Source organism: Streptomyces sp. NPDC034111, from assembly GCF_055575375.1.
In genome coordinates, this window is sequence record NZ_JBVIST010000001.1 from 755989 (window position 1) to 776613 (window position 20625).

16 protein-coding genes, 1 tRNA gene and 3 pseudogenes are annotated in these 20625 nt (G+C 68.3%); 11 read left to right on the plus strand and 9 right to left on the minus strand.

Annotation, left to right across the window (positions count from 1 at the left end):
• Window positions 1-228 precede the first annotated feature (228 nt).
• Both ACZ55A_RS03390 and ACZ55A_RS03395 read left to right on the plus strand, forming a co-directional pair.
• On the plus strand, window positions 229-1674 hold the full coding sequence (locus tag ACZ55A_RS03390; RefSeq protein ID WP_468832429.1) for a glyceraldehyde-3-phosphate dehydrogenase: 1446 nt from the start codon (window positions 229-231) through the stop codon (window positions 1672-1674).
• 159 nt (window positions 1675-1833) lie between these two features.
• Window positions 1834-2490 (plus strand): nucleoside/nucleotide kinase family protein, encoded by a 657-nt coding sequence (locus ACZ55A_RS03395; RefSeq protein WP_468832432.1) that lies wholly within the window; start codon window positions 1834-1836, stop codon window positions 2488-2490.
• Window positions 2491-2547: 57 nt separating this feature from the next.
• On the opposite strand, the gene ACZ55A_RS03400 is transcribed toward ACZ55A_RS03395, so the two are convergent.
• A complete protein-coding gene (locus ACZ55A_RS03400) occupies window positions 2548-2988 on the minus strand; it encodes a hypothetical protein (protein ID WP_468832435.1) in 441 nt (146 codons plus the stop codon).
• A 165-nt stretch (window positions 2989-3153) separates the two neighbouring features.
• Here ACZ55A_RS03400 and ACZ55A_RS03405 point away from each other — a divergent pair, with 165 nt between their 5' ends.
• The 3 genes and pseudogenes from ACZ55A_RS03405 to ACZ55A_RS03415 form a co-directional block, all read left to right on the plus strand.
• Window positions 3154-3798 carry a MarR family winged helix-turn-helix transcriptional regulator gene (locus ACZ55A_RS03405; RefSeq protein WP_468832437.1) on the plus strand — a complete coding sequence of 215 codons (645 nt, stop codon included), beginning with the start codon at window positions 3154-3156 and terminating at the stop codon, window positions 3796-3798.
• Window positions 3795-4643, plus strand: coding sequence for an alpha/beta fold hydrolase (locus ACZ55A_RS03410; RefSeq protein ID WP_468832440.1), 849 nt, complete (start codon window positions 3795-3797; stop codon window positions 4641-4643). Before ACZ55A_RS03405 ends, ACZ55A_RS03410 begins: the two co-directional genes overlap by 4 nt.
• A gap of 50 nt (window positions 4644-4693) precedes the next feature.
• A pseudogene (locus ACZ55A_RS03415) lies at window positions 4694-4834 on the plus strand (HoxN/HupN/NixA family nickel/cobalt transporter); the annotation flags it as partial.
• A 229-nt stretch (window positions 4835-5063) separates the two neighbouring features.
• Here the strand turns inward: ACZ55A_RS03415 and ACZ55A_RS03420 are convergent.
• From ACZ55A_RS03420 to ACZ55A_RS03445, 6 genes and pseudogenes are all read right to left on the minus strand, one after another.
• A complete protein-coding gene (locus ACZ55A_RS03420) occupies window positions 5064-5858 on the minus strand; it encodes an enoyl-CoA hydratase/isomerase family protein (protein ID WP_468834605.1) in 795 nt (264 codons plus the stop codon).
• A 32-nt stretch (window positions 5859-5890) separates the two neighbouring features.
• The gene (locus ACZ55A_RS03425) at window positions 5891-7117 is read right to left on the minus strand and encodes a CaiB/BaiF CoA transferase family protein (RefSeq protein WP_468832442.1); all 1227 of its coding nucleotides are present in this window, start codon (window positions 7115-7117) and stop codon (window positions 5891-5893) included.
• Between the two features lie 51 nt (window positions 7118-7168).
• The gene (locus tag ACZ55A_RS03430) at window positions 7169-7387 is read right to left on the minus strand and encodes a hypothetical protein (RefSeq protein WP_468834717.1); all 219 of its coding nucleotides are present in this window, start codon (window positions 7385-7387) and stop codon (window positions 7169-7171) included.
• Between the two features lie 61 nt (window positions 7388-7448).
• Window positions 7449-7583: pseudogene (locus ACZ55A_RS03435) on the minus strand (hypothetical protein); the annotation flags it as partial.
• Between the two features lie 79 nt (window positions 7584-7662).
• Complete coding sequence (locus ACZ55A_RS03440; protein WP_468832444.1) at window positions 7663-8952, minus strand: MFS transporter; 1290 nt, start codon at window positions 8950-8952, stop codon at window positions 7663-7665.
• A 243-nt stretch (window positions 8953-9195) separates the two neighbouring features.
• On the minus strand, window positions 9196-9663 hold the full coding sequence (locus ACZ55A_RS03445) for an ATP-binding protein (RefSeq protein ID WP_468834607.1): 468 nt from the start codon (window positions 9661-9663) through the stop codon (window positions 9196-9198).
• Between the two features lie 325 nt (window positions 9664-9988).
• On the opposite strand from ACZ55A_RS03445, the gene ACZ55A_RS03450 reads away from it, so the two are divergent.
• The 4 genes from ACZ55A_RS03450 (at window position 9989) to ACZ55A_RS03465 (ending at window position 14781) form a co-directional block, all read left to right on the plus strand.
• The gene (locus tag ACZ55A_RS03450; protein WP_468832447.1) at window positions 9989-10888 is read left to right on the plus strand and encodes a LysR family transcriptional regulator; all 900 of its coding nucleotides are present in this window, start codon (window positions 9989-9991) and stop codon (window positions 10886-10888) included.
• Between the two features lie 325 nt (window positions 10889-11213).
• The gene (locus ACZ55A_RS03455; RefSeq protein WP_468832450.1) at window positions 11214-11621 is read left to right on the plus strand and encodes a YciI family protein; all 408 of its coding nucleotides are present in this window, start codon (window positions 11214-11216) and stop codon (window positions 11619-11621) included.
• A gap of 20 nt (window positions 11622-11641) precedes the next feature.
• Window positions 11642-12787 carry an RNA polymerase sigma factor gene (locus ACZ55A_RS03460; protein WP_468834612.1) on the plus strand — a complete coding sequence of 382 codons (1146 nt, stop codon included), beginning with the start codon at window positions 11642-11644 and terminating at the stop codon, window positions 12785-12787.
• 812 nt (window positions 12788-13599) lie between these two features.
• Window positions 13600-14781 (plus strand): acyltransferase family protein, encoded by a 1182-nt coding sequence (locus tag ACZ55A_RS03465; RefSeq protein WP_468832453.1) that lies wholly within the window; start codon window positions 13600-13602, stop codon window positions 14779-14781.
• A 510-nt stretch (window positions 14782-15291) separates the two neighbouring features.
• Here ACZ55A_RS03465 and ACZ55A_RS03470 read toward each other — a convergent pair.
• Entirely contained in the window at window positions 15292-15537 is a 246-nt protein-coding gene (locus ACZ55A_RS03470) for a hypothetical protein (RefSeq protein WP_468832456.1), read from the minus strand.
• A gap of 2231 nt (window positions 15538-17768) precedes the next feature.
• Between ACZ55A_RS03470 and ACZ55A_RS03475 the strand changes: the two are divergent.
• Window positions 17769-18754, plus strand: a pseudogene (locus ACZ55A_RS03475) (tyrosine-type recombinase/integrase); the annotation flags it as partial.
• 68 nt (window positions 18755-18822) lie between these two features.
• Here the strand turns inward: ACZ55A_RS03475 and ACZ55A_RS03480 are convergent.
• A tRNA-Val gene (locus tag ACZ55A_RS03480) sits at window positions 18823-18897 on the minus strand.
• 226 nt (window positions 18898-19123) lie between these two features.
• On the opposite strand from ACZ55A_RS03480, the gene ACZ55A_RS03485 reads away from it, so the two are divergent.
• Complete coding sequence (locus tag ACZ55A_RS03485) at window positions 19124-20419, plus strand: hypothetical protein (protein WP_468832459.1); 1296 nt, start codon at window positions 19124-19126, stop codon at window positions 20417-20419.
• The last annotated feature ends 206 nt before the right edge of the window (window positions 20420-20625 follow it).

Below are 20625 nucleotides of genomic sequence, written 5' to 3' on the forward strand. Positions count from 1 at the left end.
TCCAGAACCAGAGTCAGCGTAGTCAGGGCAGTCAGAGCTGAGTCAGAACCAGAACCAACGGCGGTCAAATGCCAGCAAATCCGGGCATCTCGCACCCCATGGCGACTTCCCCTGCCCTGGTGCGGCCGCGCGGCCGGACCACCGCACTCCCCTCACCTTGCCCCCATGAATGAGCAAACCGACGGACGGGTTAGCATATGAGCGCCGCCTAGCTCGAAAGATAAACCTGTGACTGTCAACGACGACTCGTTCACCAACTGGAAGAACCGCGAAGAGATCGCGGAGTCGATGATCCCGATCATCGGGAAGCTGCACCGGGAGCGGGACGTCACCGTCCTCCTCCACAGCCGCTCCTTGGTGAACAAGTCGGTGGTCAGCATCCTCAAGACCCACCGGTTCGCCCGGCAGATCGCCGGTGAGGAACTTTCGGTCACCGAGACGCTGCCGTTCCTTCAGGCCCTCACCACGCTCGATCTCGGTCCGTCCCAGATCGACATCGGCATGCTCGCCGCGACGCACAAGAGCGACGACCGCGGTCTGTCGGTGGAGGAGTTCACCGCCGAGGCCGTCGCAGGCGCCATGGGCGAGAACAAGATCGAGCGCCGCGAGCCGCGCGACGTCGTCCTCTACGGCTTCGGCCGCATCGGCCGCCTCGTCGCCCGCCTGCTCATCGAGAAGGCCGGCTCCGGCAACGGCCTGCGCCTGCGCGCCATCGTCGTCCGCCAGGGCGGCGACCAGGACATCGTCAAGCGCGCCTCCCTGCTGCGCCGCGACTCCATCCACGGCCAGTTCCAGGGCACGATCACCGTCGACGAGGCGAACAGCACGATCGTCGCCAACGGCAACGAGATCAAGGTGATCTACGCCAACAACCCGTCAGAGGTCGACTACACGGCGTACGGCATCAAGAACGCCATCCTCATCGACAACACCGGCAAGTGGCGCGACCGCGAGGGCCTGTCGAAGCACCTGCGCCCCGGCGTCGACAAGGTCGTCCTGACCGCGCCGGGCAAGGGCGACGTCCCCAACATTGTGCACGGCGTCAACCACGACATGATCAAGCCGGACGAGCAGATCCTGTCCTGCGCGTCCTGCACCACCAACGCGATCGTCCCGCCGCTGAAGGCGATGGCGGACGAGTACGGCGTCCTGCGCGGCCACGTGGAGACCGTCCACTCGTTCACCAACGACCAGAACCTGCTGGACAATTACCACAATTCCGACCGCCGTGGCCGCTCGGCGCCGCTCAACATGGTCATCACCGAGACCGGTGCCGCCTCCGCGGTCGCCAAGGCGCTGCCCGACCTCGACGCGAAGATCACCGGCAGCTCGATCCGCGTCCCGGTGCCGGACGTCTCGATCGCGATCCTCAACCTCCAGCTGGCGCGCGAGACGAACCGCGAGGAGGTCCTCGACTACCTCCGCGATGTCTCGCTGGCCTCGCCGCTCAAGCGCCAGATCGACTTCATCAGCGCCCCCGACGCGGTCTCCAGCGACTTCATCGGCTCGCGCCACGCCTCGATCGTGGACGCCGGCGCCACCAAGGTCGAGGGCGACAACGCGATCCTCTACCTCTGGTACGACAACGAGTTCGGCTACTCCTGCCAGGTCGTCCGCGTCGTCCAGCACGTCTCCGGGGTGGAGTACCCCACCTACCCGGCCCCGGTGGTCTGATCTCGGCGGACCGTCCGATCCGGCTGTCCCGGCAGGCCGGGTGGTGGTGGCTCTCCCACCGCCACCCGGCCTGCCGCCGTCGGAATGGCACCGCCGCACCGGTCCGCACCCTCGGAGGCGGCCGCCGTCCCGTCGCCGATCAGGCACGATGGACGCACCATGGATCCCCGGCACCTCCTCTCCCGCGCCCGTCGGCTCGCCGCCACCGCCACCCCCACGCGGCGCCGGCTGCTCGGCATCACCGGCCCGCCCGGCGCCGGTAAGTCCACGCTCGCCGCCCACCTGGTCGCGGAGCTGACCGGGCAGGCAGCGCTCGTACCGATGGACGGATTCCACCTCGCCGAGGCGGAGTTGCGCCGCCTCGGCCGCACGGAGCGCAAGGGCGCACCGGACACCTTCGACCCCGCCGGGTACGCGGCACTGCTGGCCCGCCTGCGCGCTCCCGAAGCGGACACCGCCGTCTACGCCCCGGCCTTCGACCGCCGTATCGAGGAGCCGGTCGCCGGCAGCATCGCCGTGGCACCCCACATCCCGCTCGTCATCACCGAGGGCAACTACCTCCTTCTCGACTCCGCCCCCTGGTCACGGCTGCGCGGGCTGCTCGACGAGATCTGGTACGTGGAGCTGGACGCCCCGGAACGGATCCGGCGCCTGGTCGACCGCCATGAGCGCTTCGGGCGTCCGCGCCCCGAAGCCGAGCGGTTCGTCCACGCCTCGGACGAGGCCAACGCCCGTGTCGTGGCGGCGACTCGCGCCCGCGCCAACCTCGTCATCACCTTCACCCCCGAAGAGGCGCCACCCCCGCAGGACGCATAACCGACGCTCCTGGCGCGCCGTTCCCTCCGCTCTCCGCTCTCCGCTCTCCGCTCTCCGCTACCCTGCCGCCTTCCCCCGTCGCTTTACCCCTGCCGCCTTACCCCTGTCGCTTCCCCCTCCCTCCTCCCCCTTCCGTCCTCCGCCGGCCAGCAGGCCCACCACCGACAGCGCGCCCCACCCCAGGGACACCGCCACCGCCTTGCACCTCCGGTCCCGCGGCAGCGTCGCACCGAGGAGTACGGCGTCCCCGAAGTCCGCCGCGATCCGCACACAGGCGGCGGTACGCAGCGCCGGCCCCTCGGGCGCCAGCGCCAGCACCAGCCCGCTCACCGCGTCCCGCCACGCCAGCGGACGCAGCGAGGTCCGGGTCGCCCGCGCGGTCCGCCCCTCCTCGTCGGCCAGCCCCGAAGGCCGCGCCAGCAGGTCGGGCACCGCCGTCACCGCCGCGCCGTACACCGCCGTGGCCACACCGACCGTACGCAACAGCCCGGCCTTCATCCGCCGTCCCGCCTTTCGCTCGCTCCTCGACCACACCGGCCCGGCACACCCGCCGGACTCCTCAACTCCTTTCCGCGCCAAGCCCCTTCTCAAACGACATCAGCGATGTCATCATGACATCATGAGTGTCATCGAGGGGGAATCGAAGGGGAAAGCATGTCGGGCATGACAGGCATGACGGGTACGACCGCCGGCATGAGCACCGGCACGAGCAGCAGCATGAGCAGCGCCGAAGCGGACTCCAGCGACCTGCTGTACGAGGTCATCCGGCGACTGTGGCCGCTGCACCGCACGGTCGTCCGCGCGGTGGAGCGCGAGCTGAAGGACACCGGCATGACCGCCGGCGAACATGCGCTGCTGGACGCACTGCGCGCCGAAGGCCCCCGGACCGTACCGCAGTTGGCGCGGTCGATGGGGCTGGACCGGCAGCCGGTGCAGCGCTGGGTGAACCACGCCATGGAACTGGGCCTGGTCGTGACCGCCCCCAATCCCGCACACCGCCGCTCGTCCCTGATCGAGCTCACCGCCGAGGGCTCGGCAGCGATACGCGGGATCCAGGAGTTCGAGGCGACGGAGCTGCGTCGGCGACTGGCCGACCTGCCCGCCGAAGACGTCCGCACCGCGCTCCATGTACTCGACCGACTCGGCGAGGAGTTCCGGCACCTGGCGAACGGCTCACCCGTACCACCGGAGGAAACCGACAGTCACGGCAATTGCGATACTCGTCCTGGTAGCGACAATCGCGACGGCAGCGACATCCCGCCCGGCGCCCCACCGCAGCGCACACACGAAGGACGGTCCGGAGAATGACCCGCGCAATCACCGCCTGGTCCGAGATCGACAACGGCCTTGTGCCGATCGACGACGGCGAGCTGTTCTACGAGACGGCCGGATCGGGTCCCGCGGTGGTGCTGCTGCACGGCGGCATGCTCGACCAGCACATGTGGGACGAGCAGTTCGCCTGGCTGGTGAACTCCGGTCTGCGCGCGATCCGCTACGACGCGCGCGGCCACGGCCTCTCCTCCACCGTGGCCGGTGACTACGCCAACCACGACGACCTGTGCGCCCTGCTCGACGCGCTTGAAGTCCCCCGCGCCGTCCTCGTCGGCCTCTCACACGGTGCGCGGGTGGCGCTCGACACCGCCATCGCCCACCCGGACCGGGTGACGGCCCTCGCCCTCGCCTCCCCCGGGATCAGCGGCCGCCCGTTCACCGATCCGTTCATCCTGGCGCACATCAAGGAGCAGGTGGCGGCGATCGGCGCACCGGACGGAGCGGAGCGCTATGTCGAGCACTTTCTGCGGATGTGGGTGGACGGACCGCACCGCGAACCCTCCGCCGTGCACCCGGGGTTCCGTGAGCGGATGCGCGCTTCGGCGGCGGCCAATGTGGAGGTGCATGCCGACGGGCTGGGCGCCGGTATGCCCCTCGAAGTCGGGGCCGCGGACCGGCTGGGTGAGATCCGGGTGCCGACGGTCGTGTTCGACGGCGATCTCGACAGTGCGGACATCTCCGCCAACGCCCATGCGATAGCGCTGGCCGTCCCCGGCGCCCGAAGAGTCCGCATACCGGGGGCGGCCCATATGGTCAACCTGGAGAACACCGCGCTCTTCGACGGCGAACTGCACACCTTCCTCTCGTCCTTGGACTACTGACCCGCTGCCCCGGACCACGGGCCGCTCCCCCGCGCGGGCGCCCCGCCCCGAGCCGTTTCCTGGGACGGTTCACCCGCTCGGTCTCCCGCCCCGGCCAGATGTTCCCGCTCGGCCTTCCCTTCGGGATCGGCTTCGACACCGCGACCGAGGGGACCCTGAGGGTGATGGCCGGCAGCGGCGCCGCGGCCGGTGGTGTGGGGCGCGGCCGCCGGCGTACGGGCGACTGGCCGGCGTCGAACGGCGCTGGACACAGCGGGCCCAGCGCGCCGCGCCGACGCAACCGCCGTCCGACGAAGCGGAGTTGGCGGAGCACCCGACGCCGGACGCCTGAGAGGCACCGGGACCGGGCGCGGCCCCCTCCCCACGGCGAACAACAGCGCGTGGGCACACCCGAGGACACCGCCCTGCCCCGCCCCTACCTCATCCCCCTCCGGCCGAGGGCCGCCCGAGGAACGCGGCGATCGCCCGGTCGAAGTGGGGACGGGTCACCGTCGGCGGAGGATGGGTGCCGACGGCCCGGCGCTGCGGGTCCAGCGCGGCGGCGACCGCCAGTTTGGCGGCGCGGACCGCCGCCGGCGGCTGCTCGGCGACAGCGGCGGCGAGCCGGGCGGTACGGGCGGCAAGCTGCGCCTCGGGTACCTGGTGGTCGGCCAGTCCCAGCGCCACCGCGGTCCGGGCGTCGACCAGCTGCCCGGTGTACAGCAACTCCCGTGCCGCGGAGGGGCCGGCCAGCGCCACCATGCGGGCGGCGAAGGCCGGGCTGGCGAGGATGCCGAGCCGGGCGATCGGCATACCGATCCGTGCGGTGTCCGCCATGAGCCGCAGATCGCAGGCGAGGGCGAGTTGGCACCCGGCACCGGCGGCGACCCCGCGGACCTCGGCGATCACCGGGACCGGACAGTCCTCGATCGCGGTGAACGCCTCCTCCATATGCACAAAGGACTCTTCGACGTACCCGGTGTCCGCCTCCACCCAGTCGCTCATGTCGGAGCCGGCGCAGAACATCGCGCCCTGACCGCGGATCACCAGCACCCGCAGCGACCGGCTCGCGCCGAGCTCCGTGACCCGGTCGGCCAGGCATTCCCAGGCCCGGGCGGGGAGTGCGTTGCGACGGCCGCCGTCACCGATATGGATCTCGGCGACCGCCCCGGACCGGGAGACCGTCACGGCCGGTTGAGGAAGGGGCGCCGCCTCCGGTTCGGACACGGCTGCCATGTCGGACACCGGCATCACCTCAGGTACGGGTCTCACTTCGCGGCCCTTCGCGCGCGCAGCCCCGCCAACTGATCCGCGCCGACCCCGAGGGCGGCGAGTACGGCCGCGGTGTGCTCGCCGTGCCGGGGCGGCGGTGTGCGTACGGCCGCCGGGTGGTCGCTCAGTTTGATGGGCGAGGCGATCGTACGCAGGGCACCGGCGCTGGGGTGCTCCAGTTCGGCGACCATGCCGCGGGCGACGACCTGGGGGTGCCGCAAGGCCTCGTCGACGGTGTTGATCGGGCCGACCGGCACCTCCGCCTCGGTGAGCAGCGCCGCCCACTCCTTGGCGCCGCGGGCACTCAGCGCACGTTCGATGAGCGGCAGCAGCTCCTCGCGATGGCGGACCCGGTCCGGGTTGGTCGCGAACCGCGGATCGTCGGCGAGTGCGGCGAGGCCGATCGCGGTGGCGAAACGGCGCCACAGCCCGTCGTTCCCTGCGGCCACCATGAGGTGCCCGTCGGCGGTGGGGAAGGCCTGGTAGGGCACGATCGTCGGGTGGGCCGAACCGTAGCGCTGCGGGACCGCTCCGGAGGCGAAGTACCCGCCGGCGACGTAACTCAGCCAGGCCACCTGGCCGTCCAGCAGTGAAACGTCGACCCACTCACCCTTTCCGGTGCGCTCGCGGTTGCGGAGTGCACCGAGGACGCCGATGGCGGCCCACATTCCGGCGGCGAGATCGGCCGGGGACACCCCGAACCGCACCGGCGGCCCGGTGGGTTCGCCGGTCACGCTCATGACGCCGCTGACCGCTTGGGCTATCGCGTCATAGCCCGGTTCGTTCCGGTACGGCCCGGTCTGGCCATAGCCGCTGATCGAGGCGTACACGACGCCCGGATTGCCGGCCCGCACGTCGTGGTAGCCCAGCCCGAGGCGGGCCGCGGTGCCGGGCCGGAAGTTCTCCACGACCACATCGGCGGTGGCGGCCAACTCGCCTATCAGACGCAGACAGTCGGGGTCCTTGAGGTCGACCGCGATACCGCGTTTGTTGCGGTTGACGCTGTGGAAGTACGCCGCGTCCTCGCCCTGGAAGGGCGGGCCCCAGGCGCGGGTGTCATCGCCGGAGACGGTGTCCTCGACCTTGATCACATCGGCGCCGAGGTCGGCGAGCATCATGGTGCAGAACGGCCCGGACAGGATGCGGGACAGATCGAGCACCTTCAGACCGGTGAGTACACCGTCATGGACGAGCCAGGGCGGGGGAGGTGGTGTGTGGGACATTGCGGTGTCACGCCTCAGTTCCTGTTGATCGGTCATTGCTGGGGGCACCCGTCAGTCGCCCAGTTCGAGCGGCAGCTCCATGCAGAGGGCGGTGGCGTCGAAGAAGTGGCCGACGCGAAGGTTCTCGTTGGGCGCGTGGTTGGCCGGGGCGGTGTTGGCCGGCGGCAGACCGATGCTCGGCAGTCTCGGCAGTCCGAGGACACCCGTGAAGATCCAGTCGGGAAGGGTGCCGCCGTACGCGGGGACCAGCAGCGGATCGCGCCCGGTCACCCAGCACGGTGACCGGGCAGGGGAGCGCGCCGGTCTGCTCCTCCAACAGGCGCAGCGCCTGAAGGTGCGCAGCGTGCTGCCCCCTGGTGTCACCGGTGCCGCGGCCCCAGATCCGCCCGTCCCGCAGGACCGGTGCGAACGCGAGTTCGCTTGGCGTTGAGGGGAGTTGGGCGCGAAGCGTGGCAGCGTCGGTCATCGTCGACCTCGTTCTTTCGTGGAGCCGGCGGGCTTGCGGGCCGTCGGATGCGGCGCGTGGGGTGAGGACCGGATACGTCTCAGCGCAAGCCGAGGAAGCGGCGGGTGGCCAGAAGGGCGGCGATGCTCAGGGCGCCGGTCGCCATGATGTAGAAGCCGGGCGAGAGGTCGTTGCCCGTGGTGGCGATCAACCAGGTGATGATCACGGGGGCGGAGCCGCCGAAGGACATCACACCGATGTTGTAGCTCAGGGACATACCGGTGCTGCGGGTCGCGGTCGGGAAGGCGTCGGCCATCAGGGCGGGCAGCGCACCGAAGTAGCAGGCCTTCAAGAGGCCGACGGTGAACATCACCAGACCCACGACCAGCAGCGACGGGCTGCCCGACAGCAGCAGGAACAGCGGGTAGATGCTGGCGGTCATGGCGATCCCGGCAATGAGCATGACCGTGGTGCGGCCGAACCTGTCCGAGAGGTGGCCGATCAGTGGTGTCACGGTCGTCAGCGCCACCCCGGACGCGGCTGCTCCGATGAAGCCCGCGGAGGGCGGCAGACCGAGGACCTTCTGTGCGTAGGTCGGCATATAGACGATCACGTACGTCACCGCGGTGGACATCACCAGCGCGCCGATCATGAGGAGCACCCGCAGCTTCTGCTCCCGTAGCACCTGTCCGATCGGGGTTTTCACCACCTCACCCGCTTCGGCGGCGTTGACGAATTCAGTGGTTTCCGACACCTGACGACGGATCACATATCCCACCGGCCCGATCAGCAGCCCGATCAGGAACGGAATACGCCAGCCCCAGGCATCCAGTTGTGAACCGGACAGCCACATACTCAGTACGGTGCCGAAGGTGGCGGCCAGCAATGTCGCCAGTCCTTGCGAGGCGAATTGCCAGCTCGCCATGAAGCCACGCCGGCCAGGCGCCTGTTCGGCCAGGAACGCGGTCGCACTGCCGAACTCACCGCCCGCCGAGAACCCTTGGATCAGCCGCGCCACCAGAATCAGGACCGGCGCCGCAATTCCGATGGACGCGTAGGTGGGCATCACCGCGATCAGCAATGTGCCGGTCATCATCAGCCGAATGGTCAGCAGCAGCGCGGCCTTGCGTCCGGTGCGGTCCGCATACGTCCCCAGGACGAGTGCACCCAGCGGCCTGACCAGATACGCGACCCCGAACGTACCGAAAGTGAGCATCAGGGAGACGGTCGGGTCGCCAGCCGGAAAGAACGCCTTGGAGATCGGAACGGCGAAAAAGCCGTAGGTGATCAGGTCGTACCATTCGAGCGTGTTCCCGGCCGTCGCCGCGAGCACGGCACGCCGCACGCCGCTTTTACGGGCCGGCTCGCCTGGCTGCTTCTCGGTATCCATCTGACACGTCTCTCCAGCGGTCGTCATGAGTGTCACTCCCTCGAATCGACCAGGCGAACTGCCGCGCAGGGTGGAACCACCGATGGGTGAGTCCGCAGCGGAAGAGATGGATCCGTGAACTCGTTGAGCGATGACGTTAGAGCCGCCGAGCCGTTCAAACAATCGCAACTTCTAGAACACCTCATTGCCCGAACGGCAACGCCCCGGTGAGCCGCCACTACACCGCCGTCAGCGCCTTCGCCATCACACCGCGGGCAGCTCCGCCCACCACGTCGTCCCACCGGGATGAACACGGGTGCCGTGCCGGACGGCCAGCGCACCGACGATGCCGCTCCCCCGTCCGTGCTCCTCCGCCGCGCCGCCGTACCGCTCCGCCCGGCGGCCGTCGGCGGGGCGCGGAACGGACCGCGCGGGACCGGCATCGCCGACCTCGATACGCAGCGCACAACGCCCCTCGGCTCCCGTCCGGGACAGCCGCAGCACGGCCGGCGGCAGGGCATGAACCACCGCATTGGTGACCAGTTCCGAGATCACCAGGACCGCGTCCTCGATCGTCGCGGCCGGCAGATTCCAGCCGGTCAGAACCGTGTGCGCACGGCGGCGCACCAGGCCGACCGCCTCCGGGATATGCGGCAGCGGACAGTGGAAATCCACGTCCGGTCGCGACGTCGCATGAGCGCCGATGTCTTCGCTGGGGGCTGTCGCGTTCATCATTCGTCTTCCCTGCCTCGACTGGCTTCCGGGATATACACACCCAAACGGTGAAGAGGCCCTGAGAGTCCGGAAGCCGCCCGCTGCTCGACGAAATCGAAGACGAGACCGCCGACACCAACACCAACGACCCCGACACCGAAACCGACACCGACGACGCCTTCCGCCTGAAAGGAAACCGAGGCACCCTTTCGCCGTACGGCCACCCGGTCGGCCAAACCTCCACGGGCACACAACGAAGGTAGACAGGCCCACACCATTCACGCAATCGCAATTTATAGAACAAATCATTGCCGAAAAGGCATCGCCTCCCTATGCTGACGGCATGCTGAACAGTCCGGCTCTTGAGTACTTCCTCGAAGTGGTGCGCACCGGCTCGGTCAACGAGGCCTCCCGGCGACTCCTGGTCGCCGGTTCGGCCATCAGCCGGCAGATCGGCAAACTCGAGCAGGAAATCGGTGTGGCACTGTTCGAGCGCCGACCGCGCGGAATGGTACCGAGCGAGGCCGGCGCCCTCCTGGCCGCCTATGCACGCCGCGCCTCCTTGGAAACCGATCAGGTACTCACGGAAATCCGCAGTCGCGGCCGACTGGGCACCCTCGTCCGGGTAGCCAGTTCCCAGGGCGCCTCACAGGAATTCCTTCCCCACGAAATGGCAGCATTCCGTGAGGACCATCCGGGCACCATCTTCCAACTCCCCGTGGTAGCCCCGTCATTGGCCACCCAAATGGTCCAGGACGGCTCGGTCGACCTGGCCGTCACGTTCAGCCTCGCACCCACCCCCGACGTCCGCGTCATCCACGCCCAGCGAGCCCCGATCCAAGCCATGGTCAGATCCGACCACCCCCTCGCCGACCGGGACGAAATCCACATCCAGGACCTCCTCCCCTACCCCGTCGCCCTCACCGAAGAAGGCACGACGAACCGACGCCTCTTCGACCTCTGCTGCTCGATCGAGGGCATCACCTTCGAACCCACACTGGTCAGTTCCAGCTCCAGCGCCCTGTCGACCTTCGTCAAAGAGGCCAACGCGGTCTCCCTGATCGGCCACATCACCGTGCACGAACGCCTACGCAGGGAGGGCCTGAAGGCCCTCACCATCCTCAACCCGGAAATGCACCTGCGCACCCTCCAGATCCAGGCCATGGTCGGCCGCCAACTCCCCGCAGTCGTCACCGAATTCGCCGACCACCTGATCCACCGCCTGTCAGAGATCGAGGTCTAGTCCCGACCCACACCCCGACGTCAGCCACTGATGCCAGATACCCCTCGAAGGGCCCGCGGTTGGCGGGGGGAATGCACGCACGTCGTACGGGACACGTGCGGGACACGCAGCGTGAGGCAGTGAGCCACTTGGACCGGCTGCGCGGCGCCATACCGGCAATCGAGGGACCCGTACGTGGTGCACCCGGACACCGCGAGACGGCTCGCCCAGGCTCACCCACGAGAGCCCAAAAAAATCGGACGGCGATGTCGAGAACCCGTGACTGGCTCCGTCCCTGGGGTGAACGCGACCACAATGGGTCGCACCAGCACCGAGGAGAACCACGATGGCCAAGTACTTGCTGCTCAAGCACTACCGCGGCGCCCCGGCTCCGGTCAACGACGTGCCCATGGACCAGTGGACGCCGGAGGAGATCTCGGCGCACGTGCAGTACATGAACGACTTCGCGGCCCGGCTCGAGAAGACCGGTGAGTTCGTCGACGGTCAGGCGCTCGCCCCCGAGGGGACGTGGGTCCGGTACGACGGCGAGGGGCGCCCGCCGGTCACCGACGGCCCGTTCGCCGAGACCAAGGACCTCATCGCCGGCTGGATGGTGATCGACGTCGACAGCTACGAGCGCGCCGTAGAGCTGGCCGGGGAGCTGTCGGCCGCACCCGGCGCGGGCGGGAAGCCCATCCACGAGTGGCTCGAGCTGCGCCCGTTCTACGGTGTGTCGCCCACCATCACGGAGTGACCTCATCGATGACCTCATCGATGGACGAGGCCCTGCTCCGCAGCCTCACACCGAGCGTGCTGGCCATCCTCGTCCGCCGCGGAGCCGACTTCGCGGCGGCCGAGGACGCCGTACAGGACGCGCTGGTCGAGGCCGTCCGCGTCTGGCCGGCCGACCCTCCGCGGGATCCGAAGGGCTGGCTGGTCACCGTGGCCTGGCGCCGGTTCCTCGACGCGACCCGCGCCGACGCCGCCCGCCGCCGGCGTGAGGACCGCGTCGACGAGGAGCCGGCGCCCGGGCCCGCGCCCGCGGTGGACGACACGCTCCAGCTCTACTTCCTGTGCGCCCACCCGTCGCTGACGCCGTCGTCCGCGGTCGCGCTCACGCTGCGCGCCGTCGGCGGCCTCACCACCCGCCAGATCGCCGAGGCCTACCTCGTCCCCGAGGCGACCATGGCCCAGCGCATCAGCCGCGCCAAGCGCACCGTCTCCGGCGTGCAATTCGACCAGCCCGGCGACGTCGCCACCGTGCTGCGCGTCCTCTACCTGGTCTTCAACGAGGGCTACTCCGGCGACGTCGACCTCGCCGCCGAGGCCATCCGGCTCACCCGGCAGCTCGCGGCCGCGATCGACCACCCCGAGGTGGCGGGGCTGCTCGCCCTCATGCTGCTCCACCACGCCCGGCGCGCCGCCCGGACCGCGCCCGACGGCAGCCTGGTGCCGCTCGCCGAGCAGGACCGCGGCCGGTGGGACACGGAACTGATCGCCGAGGGCATCGAGATCCTCCAGACGGCCCTCGCCCGCGACCGGCTCGGCGAGTACCAGGCCCAGGCCGCCATCGCCGCGCTCCACGCCGACGCGCCCACCGCCGAGGAGACCGACTGGGTGCAGATCGTCGAGTGGTACGACGAGCTCGTGCGCCTGACCGACAGCCCGGTCGTCCGGCTCAACCGCGCGGTGGCCGTTGGCGAGGCCGACGGACCGCGCGCCGGCCTGGCGGCGCTCGCGGCGCTGGACGACTCACTGCCCCGCCACACCGCGGTGGCGGCGTACCTCCACGAGCGCGACGGCGACCTGGCGACAGCGGCACGGCTGTACGCCGAGGCAGCCCAAAAGGCACCCAACCTCGCCGAACGCGACCACCTGACGCGCCAGGCCGCCCGGCTCAACGCCCGCGGGTGCCGCTGACGGTCGCCCGGGATCTCTCGGACCAAGCCGGTGTATCGAAGCAGATCCCGGATGACGCAAAAGCATGCACCACGACGGTATTTTGCGCCAGGAAAACTGGGATACCCACAGAAACCGCCCAGAAGGCTAGATTCCGCTTTACTCACACCCTGGCGAAATGATCACGCATCCCGCCATGCGACTTAAGTTAGGCCTTAAACGTAACGTTGATCACGGTTACTGCGAAGCCTTTCAGGCTTGTAGCCTTGTTCACATCCAGGAAATCTATTTTGCGCCGCAGCGCGAATACGCCTCCCGCAGGTAGCCCTGCACAGAATTCAAGAAGGCCTACTACCACCTACGAATCTTGACAAAAATGGAGGAGAGACAGAGAAGTCCCAGATTGCGCGCCATTCGACCAGGGGACGCGTACTTGCGACCTACGCTTTGGGTGATCACCGTCCCACTGAGAAGCGCCGCAACCCCTGCTGACCAGCACTCAAGCATCACCTGAGCCATCGCACCATCGCGCACGGTACGCCCCAGGCGAGGCCCTCCGAGGCATGCCCGCGCCAAGCATCTGTTGATTTTCACTACCCATCGAATTAATTCAGCGAGCGCCTTTTTGATGGTCGCTCCGCGGGCTTCCGCATGCCGCAAAGTCAGGCGAATAGAAGAGATCGCCGACCGGAGTCTCCGGCGACCGCTTTGACCCATTTGCCACTGTGCGGATCGGTGCCATATCTCACCGTGCCCCAGGAATACGTCATTACCTCATATCCGAAGCTTCCAGCGGCGCAGCCGCTACTTGACCCACACCGGAGCGTGCTCACGTGACTGTAATTCCGCCCAGCCCGCCGAGCGCGCGGCTGCCTTCGCTGACCGGGATGAGATTCCTGGCGGCCCTGCTCGTCTTTATGTGCCATGTGGCGACATCGCAGCTCGTAGACGCGCCCGGCCTCAATCGGTCTCTCGCCGAGAACGCCGCCCAGCTCGGCTGGGTAGGGGTGTCCTTCTTCTTCATCCTCAGTGGATTCGTGCTGACCTGGACTGCCCGCGCCGGGGACACTCCGCGTCGCTTCATCCGCCGGCGGCTTACGAAGGTGTACCCCAACCACCTGGTGACCTGGGTCGCCGGAACGGTGTTCCTGGCCACGGCCGGCACCGTCACCGTGTTCGGGGTGTTGCCCTCCCTCGGGCTGATCCAGGCATGGTTCCCGATCCCCGATGTCACCTTCGGCCCCAATGACCCCAGTTGGTCCCTGTGCGCGGAGCTGGTGTTCTATCTGCTCTGCCCTTGGCTGCTGCCGCTGGTCAACCGGATCCCGGCCGGCCGGCTGTGGAAGGTTGCCGGGGTGCTCGTCCTGGTGATCGCCCTCATCCCGGTGGTGGCGCAACTGCTTCCTGCGCAGCCACTGATGACCTATTACCAAGGGCCGTCCTGCAAGGTCAGTGCCTGTGAGGGGATGTCCTGGTGGCACTACTGGTTCGTCTACATCGTGCCGGTCAGCCGGCTGCCGGAATTCTTGCTGGGCATGGTCATGTCCCGGGTTGTCGCGCTGGGAAAGCAGCCCCCGCTCCGCCCGGGAACGGCGGCGCTGCTGCTCATACCCGGGTACGCCGTGATGGTGGCACTGCCGGACACCTACGGCATGGTGTGGCCGACGGCGATCCCCTTGGCCCTGGTGGTGATGGCGAGCGCGAGCGCCGACCTCACCGGCCGATCATGGCTGGGAGGCCGCACGATGGTGCGGTTGGGAGAGCTCTCTTTCGCGTTCTACATGGTGCATCTGCTGGTCCTCCGACACGGGCCGCTCGCCGCGGGATCGGGCAAGCTGTGGAGTCCAGCCGCGGCTGTGGCGTTGGTCGGGCTATCCGCCGCTCTGGCTTTGGCCGCTGCCTGGCTCCTGCACGTCCTGGTCGAGCAGCCGGTGATGCGCCGCTGGTCCCGCCCTCGGCGGATCGCGCCCCCGCCTCAGGCGTCGGTCGCGCAGCCCGGGCACCGTGTGCCCTGACAGCGACAGCTGCTACTCCCTTAGCCGGTAGCGATTGCGGACCGGCGAACGTGGTGCATCGGCGCCCCGAGCGCCGGCCCCCAGGCCGCTCGCCCTATGGAGCGCCTGCGCCCTGCGCGCGAACCACTTCCGCCGCCGCGTCTTCGCTCCGGCGGCCGGTGGGAGACAGTTGGGAGACGGGAGGCGGGTTCACCCCGTGCCGAGAACGTGGGAGACCGTGCGTAGAACGGGAAACCACAGGGAAAAGCCCAGGCAGAGAATCTCTGACCTGGGCTTTCGTCGCCATTCGTGCTGGCGGGATGAGTGGGCACAGACGGATTTGAACCGCCGACATCTGCTTTGTAAGTTCGATCAAGCGGCTTCAGAGTGGACGGCGCCGCGGTGCGCGAAGACCACTATGCGCCGCTAGCGTCTCCCGTCGTTCGTCACCGTTGTTGTCAGCGATAGATGTCAGCCGGGCGATCACCGTTGGCCGCTACCGAGGACCTGGAACGCCCCGAAGGCGGCCGGTCACTGAACCGGCTCCTCGCCCTCATCCTCGACGTCGCTGTACTGCGCGGACAGCTCAGCCCATCGATAGTCCCAGGTCATGCGACTCCGCACAGTACTTACGCTCCCCTTCGACAACTCTGCCTTCGCAGCTTCCACTGCGGCATTAACGGCAGATTCGTACGCGGCCGTGATGCGCTGCCCGCGGATGACGCGGTCACCCATCTCGAACTCAAGCGTCACCGTCATGATCTTTTGCGTAGCCATGCGACCCCCCACAAGTCTTAGGCTCCTTCGGGACGAGTAATCAAACCATCAACTTCCCCATCTCGATAGGCATATGGAGACGGAACATGGAAGGCCCCACCAACGGGGGGCTTGATATTGGCGTCGATGCCCTCGCGCCCCAGTTGCAGGCTGGCGACTCTGATCAATAGCCGAAGTAGTGAAGGACCGGGTCTCTGACCTGCGGCCGTGCAATCGATCAACGCTGCGACCTGCGACTTAGCTGTCGGTGGTTGTCAGCGTTGGTCGTCGTTGAACGCCCCCGCGCGGCCCAGGGACGGCCCGAGCGGGGGTGTCGTTTCGAACAGCTTGCGGCTGTCAGGGCTGGCCCGCGAGGCTTGCTGTACCTGGCTGCCTTGTAGCTCGCCAGTGAGTTGTTAGGCAACTCAGCCCCAGACTGGCTTCAGCGTGTAAGTCGCCTTGACCGGGGAGTAGAGCCAGCAGTCGCCGTAGCCGGTGACTGAGTGCCAAATGGTCGCGGGCGTCCTGTACGACGTAGGCCAAGGGTTAGGAGCCGAGTAGCAGTCCACCTTGCCTCCCGGAGAGCTGATGCTGGCCGCATAGGCAATGCTGTACCACCCCCAGCCCCAAAGCACCTTCTTCCACTTACCCGCTTCCAGGGTTCCCGTGAGGCCCGCGTTCGAGAGCGGAACGGCCTGCGTACTTGCCGCTACCGATTGCGGTTTAGCTGGATGCGCCGAAGCAGTGCCCACAGAGCCCAACATCAGCCCTGTGAGGGCAAGTGCGACGATCACCCTGGTCAATCGCTTGCCGCCACCCATCTTTCCCCCTGAGTTGAAGGCAAGGGCACGTCGAGCCATATGCCCTTGGCGGTGAATCTTCCCCGGATGGGGACATCAAGAGCGTCGCAGTACTTCACATGAAATGAAAGGAGGGTGCAGAGGCGTAACGTTTTACCAATAAAGGTCACCAAAGGAGACTGCAAACAGGGAAGTCCCCAATGGGACCCCCCGGAATTGTCGAACATCTGATCCCACGCTCCTTTGTGCGGCTCAGCTAGGTCGGCGGAACGACTTTGGGCTGGAGCTGCTTTGGGGCGAGTGATCATGGCCCATTAAGCTGCTGGCGAGTCGGGCAGCCTGTGGACCTGCCCGTTAAAGCACGACGTTGGGTCATGATCTTCGAGGCTCGCCCCAAAGTGACTGCCTAAAGTCGTGGAGCCGACCGCCCCAGCCACAACCTGTTCTGACCTCATGCCCTGTTGCCTGCCTCTTGGGCGGGCGCCGCCGGCCCGCCCGCGCCCGCCCGGAGGAGTGAAGCGACGACGGGTGCTTGAGTAAGTGAAGACAGGTTTCGACAGCCGTTCACGGGCCACATGCCGATCGACCTCCTCATTGCGAACTACCGGCGGGGCGGTCGGTGAGGGCTGCGCCGCTGTCTGGACGGCTGCTCCCGGGGGGCTGGAGGCGGAAGCGGTCGGGCTGGTTGCTGTACTTCACTGCTGTACAGCACGGTCAGCCTGAGAAGGTCGCCGGGATCTCACGGGCCAGGTCACCTGGCTTCGCCACGCATCCCGCAGGAAGTGGGTCAGGGTTCATCGTGGTCCAATGAACGGGCTGACCTACCGCTTCCTGATTTTTGACCTCGCACCGAGCCTGAAACAGGTGGTACCGGCACAGCCTGATGTCTGCAAGGGGGTCGACGGCCCGGTACGGGCATCCATCGTCACCTTCGACGTATCCGCATCGCGCGATGGCTTGCCCATGTTCATCCTTCGCGATCACGACAACTCAACGAGCGACTGTCCAGTCTCGCAGTGGGCCTCTTGGGTGGTACCCGCAGATGCACTTTGCCCTTCACCACCACCTACCCCTGCTCCCATCCCGTCCGCCGTCGACCCACACACCGTGGAGCGGGCGTGGTCCATGGCGTCCAGGTGGAGCGCGCAACTGTACGAACGACCTGGACGCCATGGGCCGCGTCTGCTCGGCTCTGCCTGGGTCGACGGTGGACGGGATGGGAGTCACCACGCAACGCCACGACGTACCGGCACTCGCGGACGGAGCCCCCGCCATCCCGGAGCCTGAGCGCCCCCGCCGGAGGCATGGTTTGTGCGGGTCTCGACTCATGCCCTCGGGCCTACCTGCTTGGGCGCGCGTCGGCGCAGCGCGCGCGGAGCGGGCCGAAGGCAGGAGCGTCGCGCGGAGCGGAGCCGGGAAGCGCGCCCGGCGGAGCGGAGCGCAGCCGGGTGACTTGACAAGGTCGACCAGGGCGTCCCCGTCCCCACCCGCTCCGCCAAGCTCGCCGAATGGCTGCCGTACTGGCTTGAGAACATCATCAAGCCGCGTCGCAAGCGCACGACGTACGCAAAATACGAAGTCCACGTGCGGCTTTACCTGGTGCCGATGCTCGGCACCAAGCGTCTCGAATCGCTCAGTGTCGGCGACGTGCGGCGGTTCCTGCGCCAGGTGGAACGGAAGAAGTCGGCCGCCACCGCCAAGGAATCTCACCGGGTACTGCGTACGGCGCTCATGGCGGCCTGCCGGGAAGAACTGATCACCCGGAACGTCACCACGCTCGTGGAACCGCCATCCCCGGAGTCTCGCGACCTATCCCCCTGGTCGCTGGAAGAGACGTTGACGTTCCTCTCTGCCTCCCGACGAGACCCGCTGTATGCGGCCTTCGTGCTCGCCATTGCGCTCGGGTTCCGTCGGGGTGAGATCGTCGGTCTCCGCTGGACGGATGTGGATCTTGATAAGCGGGAGATTCGGGTGCGGAAACAATGGCAGCGGGTTGGCGGCGAAGCGTACGACGACGATCCCAAAGGCCGCCGGCGTCGTCAGACTCTCCCCTGCCGGTCATGTGCCTAGCGCCGCTTCGGTGGCAGCGAATGCGGCAGGCCAGCTTGCGCGAGCGTGCCGGGGAGAGCTGGGCCGAGACGGGTTATGTATTCACGACGCGCACGGGTCGGCCGATCGAGCCGCGGAATCTGTACCGCTCGTTCACTCGCGTAGCGAAGAACGCGGAGCTTCGGGTGATCCGCTTGCATGACGCCCGGCACGGCTGCGCCACAATCCTCACCGCGGCCGGGGTGGCTCCCCGGGTAGTGATGGAGATCTTGGGACACAGTCAGATCGCCATCACGATGAACACCTACACGCACGTCGTGCAGGACACGCAGCGTGAGGCCGTGAGCCACATGGACCGGCTACTGAAGCGGCGGCCCGCCTCCGGGTGACCACTGCCGTTGATGTCAAATCCAGATGTCAAAGACCCCCTACGATGATCAGTAGGGGGTCTTTTGACTGGTGGGCACAGACGGATTTGAACCGCCGACATCTGCTTTGTAAGAGCAGCGCTCTACCGCTGAGCTATGCGCCCTGGCCGAGCCGACAGACTACCTTGCCGGTGGGGCTGAACTGCAAACCAGTGCTCGAAGGGCGAACTTACCGGCCGGTGTGTTCGTTTCCGGTGAGTGGGAGAATGACAGCCGGTTCTGGGGCGATCCGATCGGGAGAGGGAAGTGACGGCGACATACACGCAGCCGCTTGAGCAGCGAGAACGCCGTCGTGCGCGTGGGGGCCCGGTCCGGGATGCGGTGGCGCTCATGTTGCTGCCGGTGCCGTTGCTGGTGGCGTTGGCGCCCATGGCGTTCGCGGGGGGCGGGACCCGGCGCTGGTTCGGGCGGGGGGAGGGTCAGCGGGCCGATGCGCAGGCCGCGAAGGATGCCGCCGCGGCGGCGTTCTACGAGCTGGACACCGCGCACCGGGACCTGCGGATCTCGATAGAGACGATCACTGCCGTGGACAGTTCGCCGCAGGCGCGGCGCGCAGCGGCGGACTACGAGGGCTTCGGGCGGCGGATCGACGAGGTGAGTCACGGGTACATCACCGCCGTCGACTCACACGATCTGGACCGCGATGATCTCGACGGTGCCGCCATTGCGCGGGCACGGGCCGATCTGACGCGGGCCAAGGACGAGCTGGACCGGGTCAAGGCGGAGCTCGACCGCTTCGCGCAGGGTCTGGGTCCTCTGCTCCAGACCGCCGAGACGCAGCTGGCGCGGCTGGCCCCGGCCGTGGAGCAGGCGCGGCAGGCGCTGCTGGCGGCGAGCACCGCACTGGATGCGGTGCGGGCGCAGGGTCTGCGCGCGGATGATCTCGCCGCCCGGCTGGCGTCGCTCGGCCCGGAGCTGACCAAGCTCAATCAGGGCGCCGGACAGCATGGCGTACAGGAGACGATTCGGCGTGCCGACACGGTGCTGCGCAGCGCCGAGGGCATAAGGGCCGAGGCCGAGCGGCTGCCGGCGAGGGCGGCGGAGATCGACAAACGGCTGGTGTCGCTGCGGACCCGGGCACAGGCGATCACCACCCGCGCGGGGAAGGTGGACCCGGTCCTCAGCGAGCTGCGGCGGCGCTACAGCGCGGCGTGCTGGCAGGACCTCCAGCACGTACCGGAGCAGGCTGCACAGTCCGTCCAGCAGGCCGAGGCCAAGCTACGGGAGGCACAGCAGGCCCGGGACGAGCAGCGCTGGGCGGATGCCACCAGCCGGCTGGCGACCGTACGGGCGCTGCTGGACAGCACCGACGAGGCGGTGTCGGCGGCCGGTGACCGGCTACAGCGGCTCGATGCGGTGTCCTTCGACCGTCAGCAGGAGGTCGAGCGGACGCGCTTCGCGATCCGGGACGCCCAGCGGCTGGCGATGACCGGCCGCAGCACCCCTGATCCACGGCATGCCCGCCCCCTGGACGACGCGGTGGCACGGCTGGACCGTGCCGTCGCGGGCCTGGAGGGGCGGCATCCGGACTGGTGGCACTTCCTGACGGAGACGGAAGCGGTGCGGGAGACGGCGGCCCGGGTGGTGCAGGAGATCCGGGAGGAGCGGGGCGGCGCGGGCGCGTGAGCAGCGGGGCTGACACAGGCGTGTGAGCGGGGGTTTACGCGGGCGGGCCAGGGTGGCTGACGCGGGCCAGGGCCGGTGATGCGGGCGCGCGGGGGCTGACGCCGAGGGGGCTGGGTCGGGGCCGGGAGCGGGAGCGGGCGGCTGGGGTCGGGGCCGGTACGGCTGTGGCGGAGGGCTGTGGGCGTGGGGCTCTGGCCTGTCGGCCG

Coding starts and splice junctions, on each gene's coding strand:
- ACZ55A_RS03395 (WP_468832432.1), top strand. CDS start 1,834: ATGGATCCCCGGCACCTCCTCTCCCGCGCCCGTCGGCTCGCCGCCACC.
- ACZ55A_RS03400 (WP_468832435.1), bottom strand. CDS start 2,988: ATGAAGGCCGGGCTGTTGCGTACGGTCGGTGTGGCCACGGCGGTGTAC.
- ACZ55A_RS03405 (WP_468832437.1), top strand. CDS start 3,154: ATGACAGGCATGACGGGTACGACCGCCGGCATGAGCACCGGCACGAGC.
- ACZ55A_RS03410 (WP_468832440.1), top strand. CDS start 3,795: ATGACCCGCGCAATCACCGCCTGGTCCGAGATCGACAACGGCCTTGTG.
- ACZ55A_RS03420 (WP_468834605.1), bottom strand. CDS start 5,858: ATGGCAGCCGTGTCCGAACCGGAGGCGGCGCCCCTTCCTCAACCGGCC.
- ACZ55A_RS03425 (WP_468832442.1), bottom strand. CDS start 7,117: ATGTCCCACACACCACCTCCCCCGCCCTGGCTCGTCCATGACGGTGTA.
- ACZ55A_RS03440 (WP_468832444.1), bottom strand. CDS start 8,952: ATGGATACCGAGAAGCAGCCAGGCGAGCCGGCCCGTAAAAGCGGCGTG.
- ACZ55A_RS03445 (WP_468834607.1), bottom strand. CDS start 9,663: ATGAACGCGACAGCCCCCAGCGAAGACATCGGCGCTCATGCGACGTCG.
- ACZ55A_RS03450 (WP_468832447.1), top strand. CDS start 9,989: ATGCTGAACAGTCCGGCTCTTGAGTACTTCCTCGAAGTGGTGCGCACC.
- ACZ55A_RS03455 (WP_468832450.1), top strand. CDS start 11,214: ATGGCCAAGTACTTGCTGCTCAAGCACTACCGCGGCGCCCCGGCTCCG.
- ACZ55A_RS03460 (WP_468834612.1), top strand. CDS start 11,642: ATGGACGAGGCCCTGCTCCGCAGCCTCACACCGAGCGTGCTGGCCATC.
- ACZ55A_RS03470 (WP_468832456.1), bottom strand. CDS start 15,537: ATGGCTACGCAAAAGATCATGACGGTGACGCTTGAGTTCGAGATGGGT.
- ACZ55A_RS03485 (WP_468832459.1), top strand. CDS start 19,124: ATGTTGCTGCCGGTGCCGTTGCTGGTGGCGTTGGCGCCCATGGCGTTC.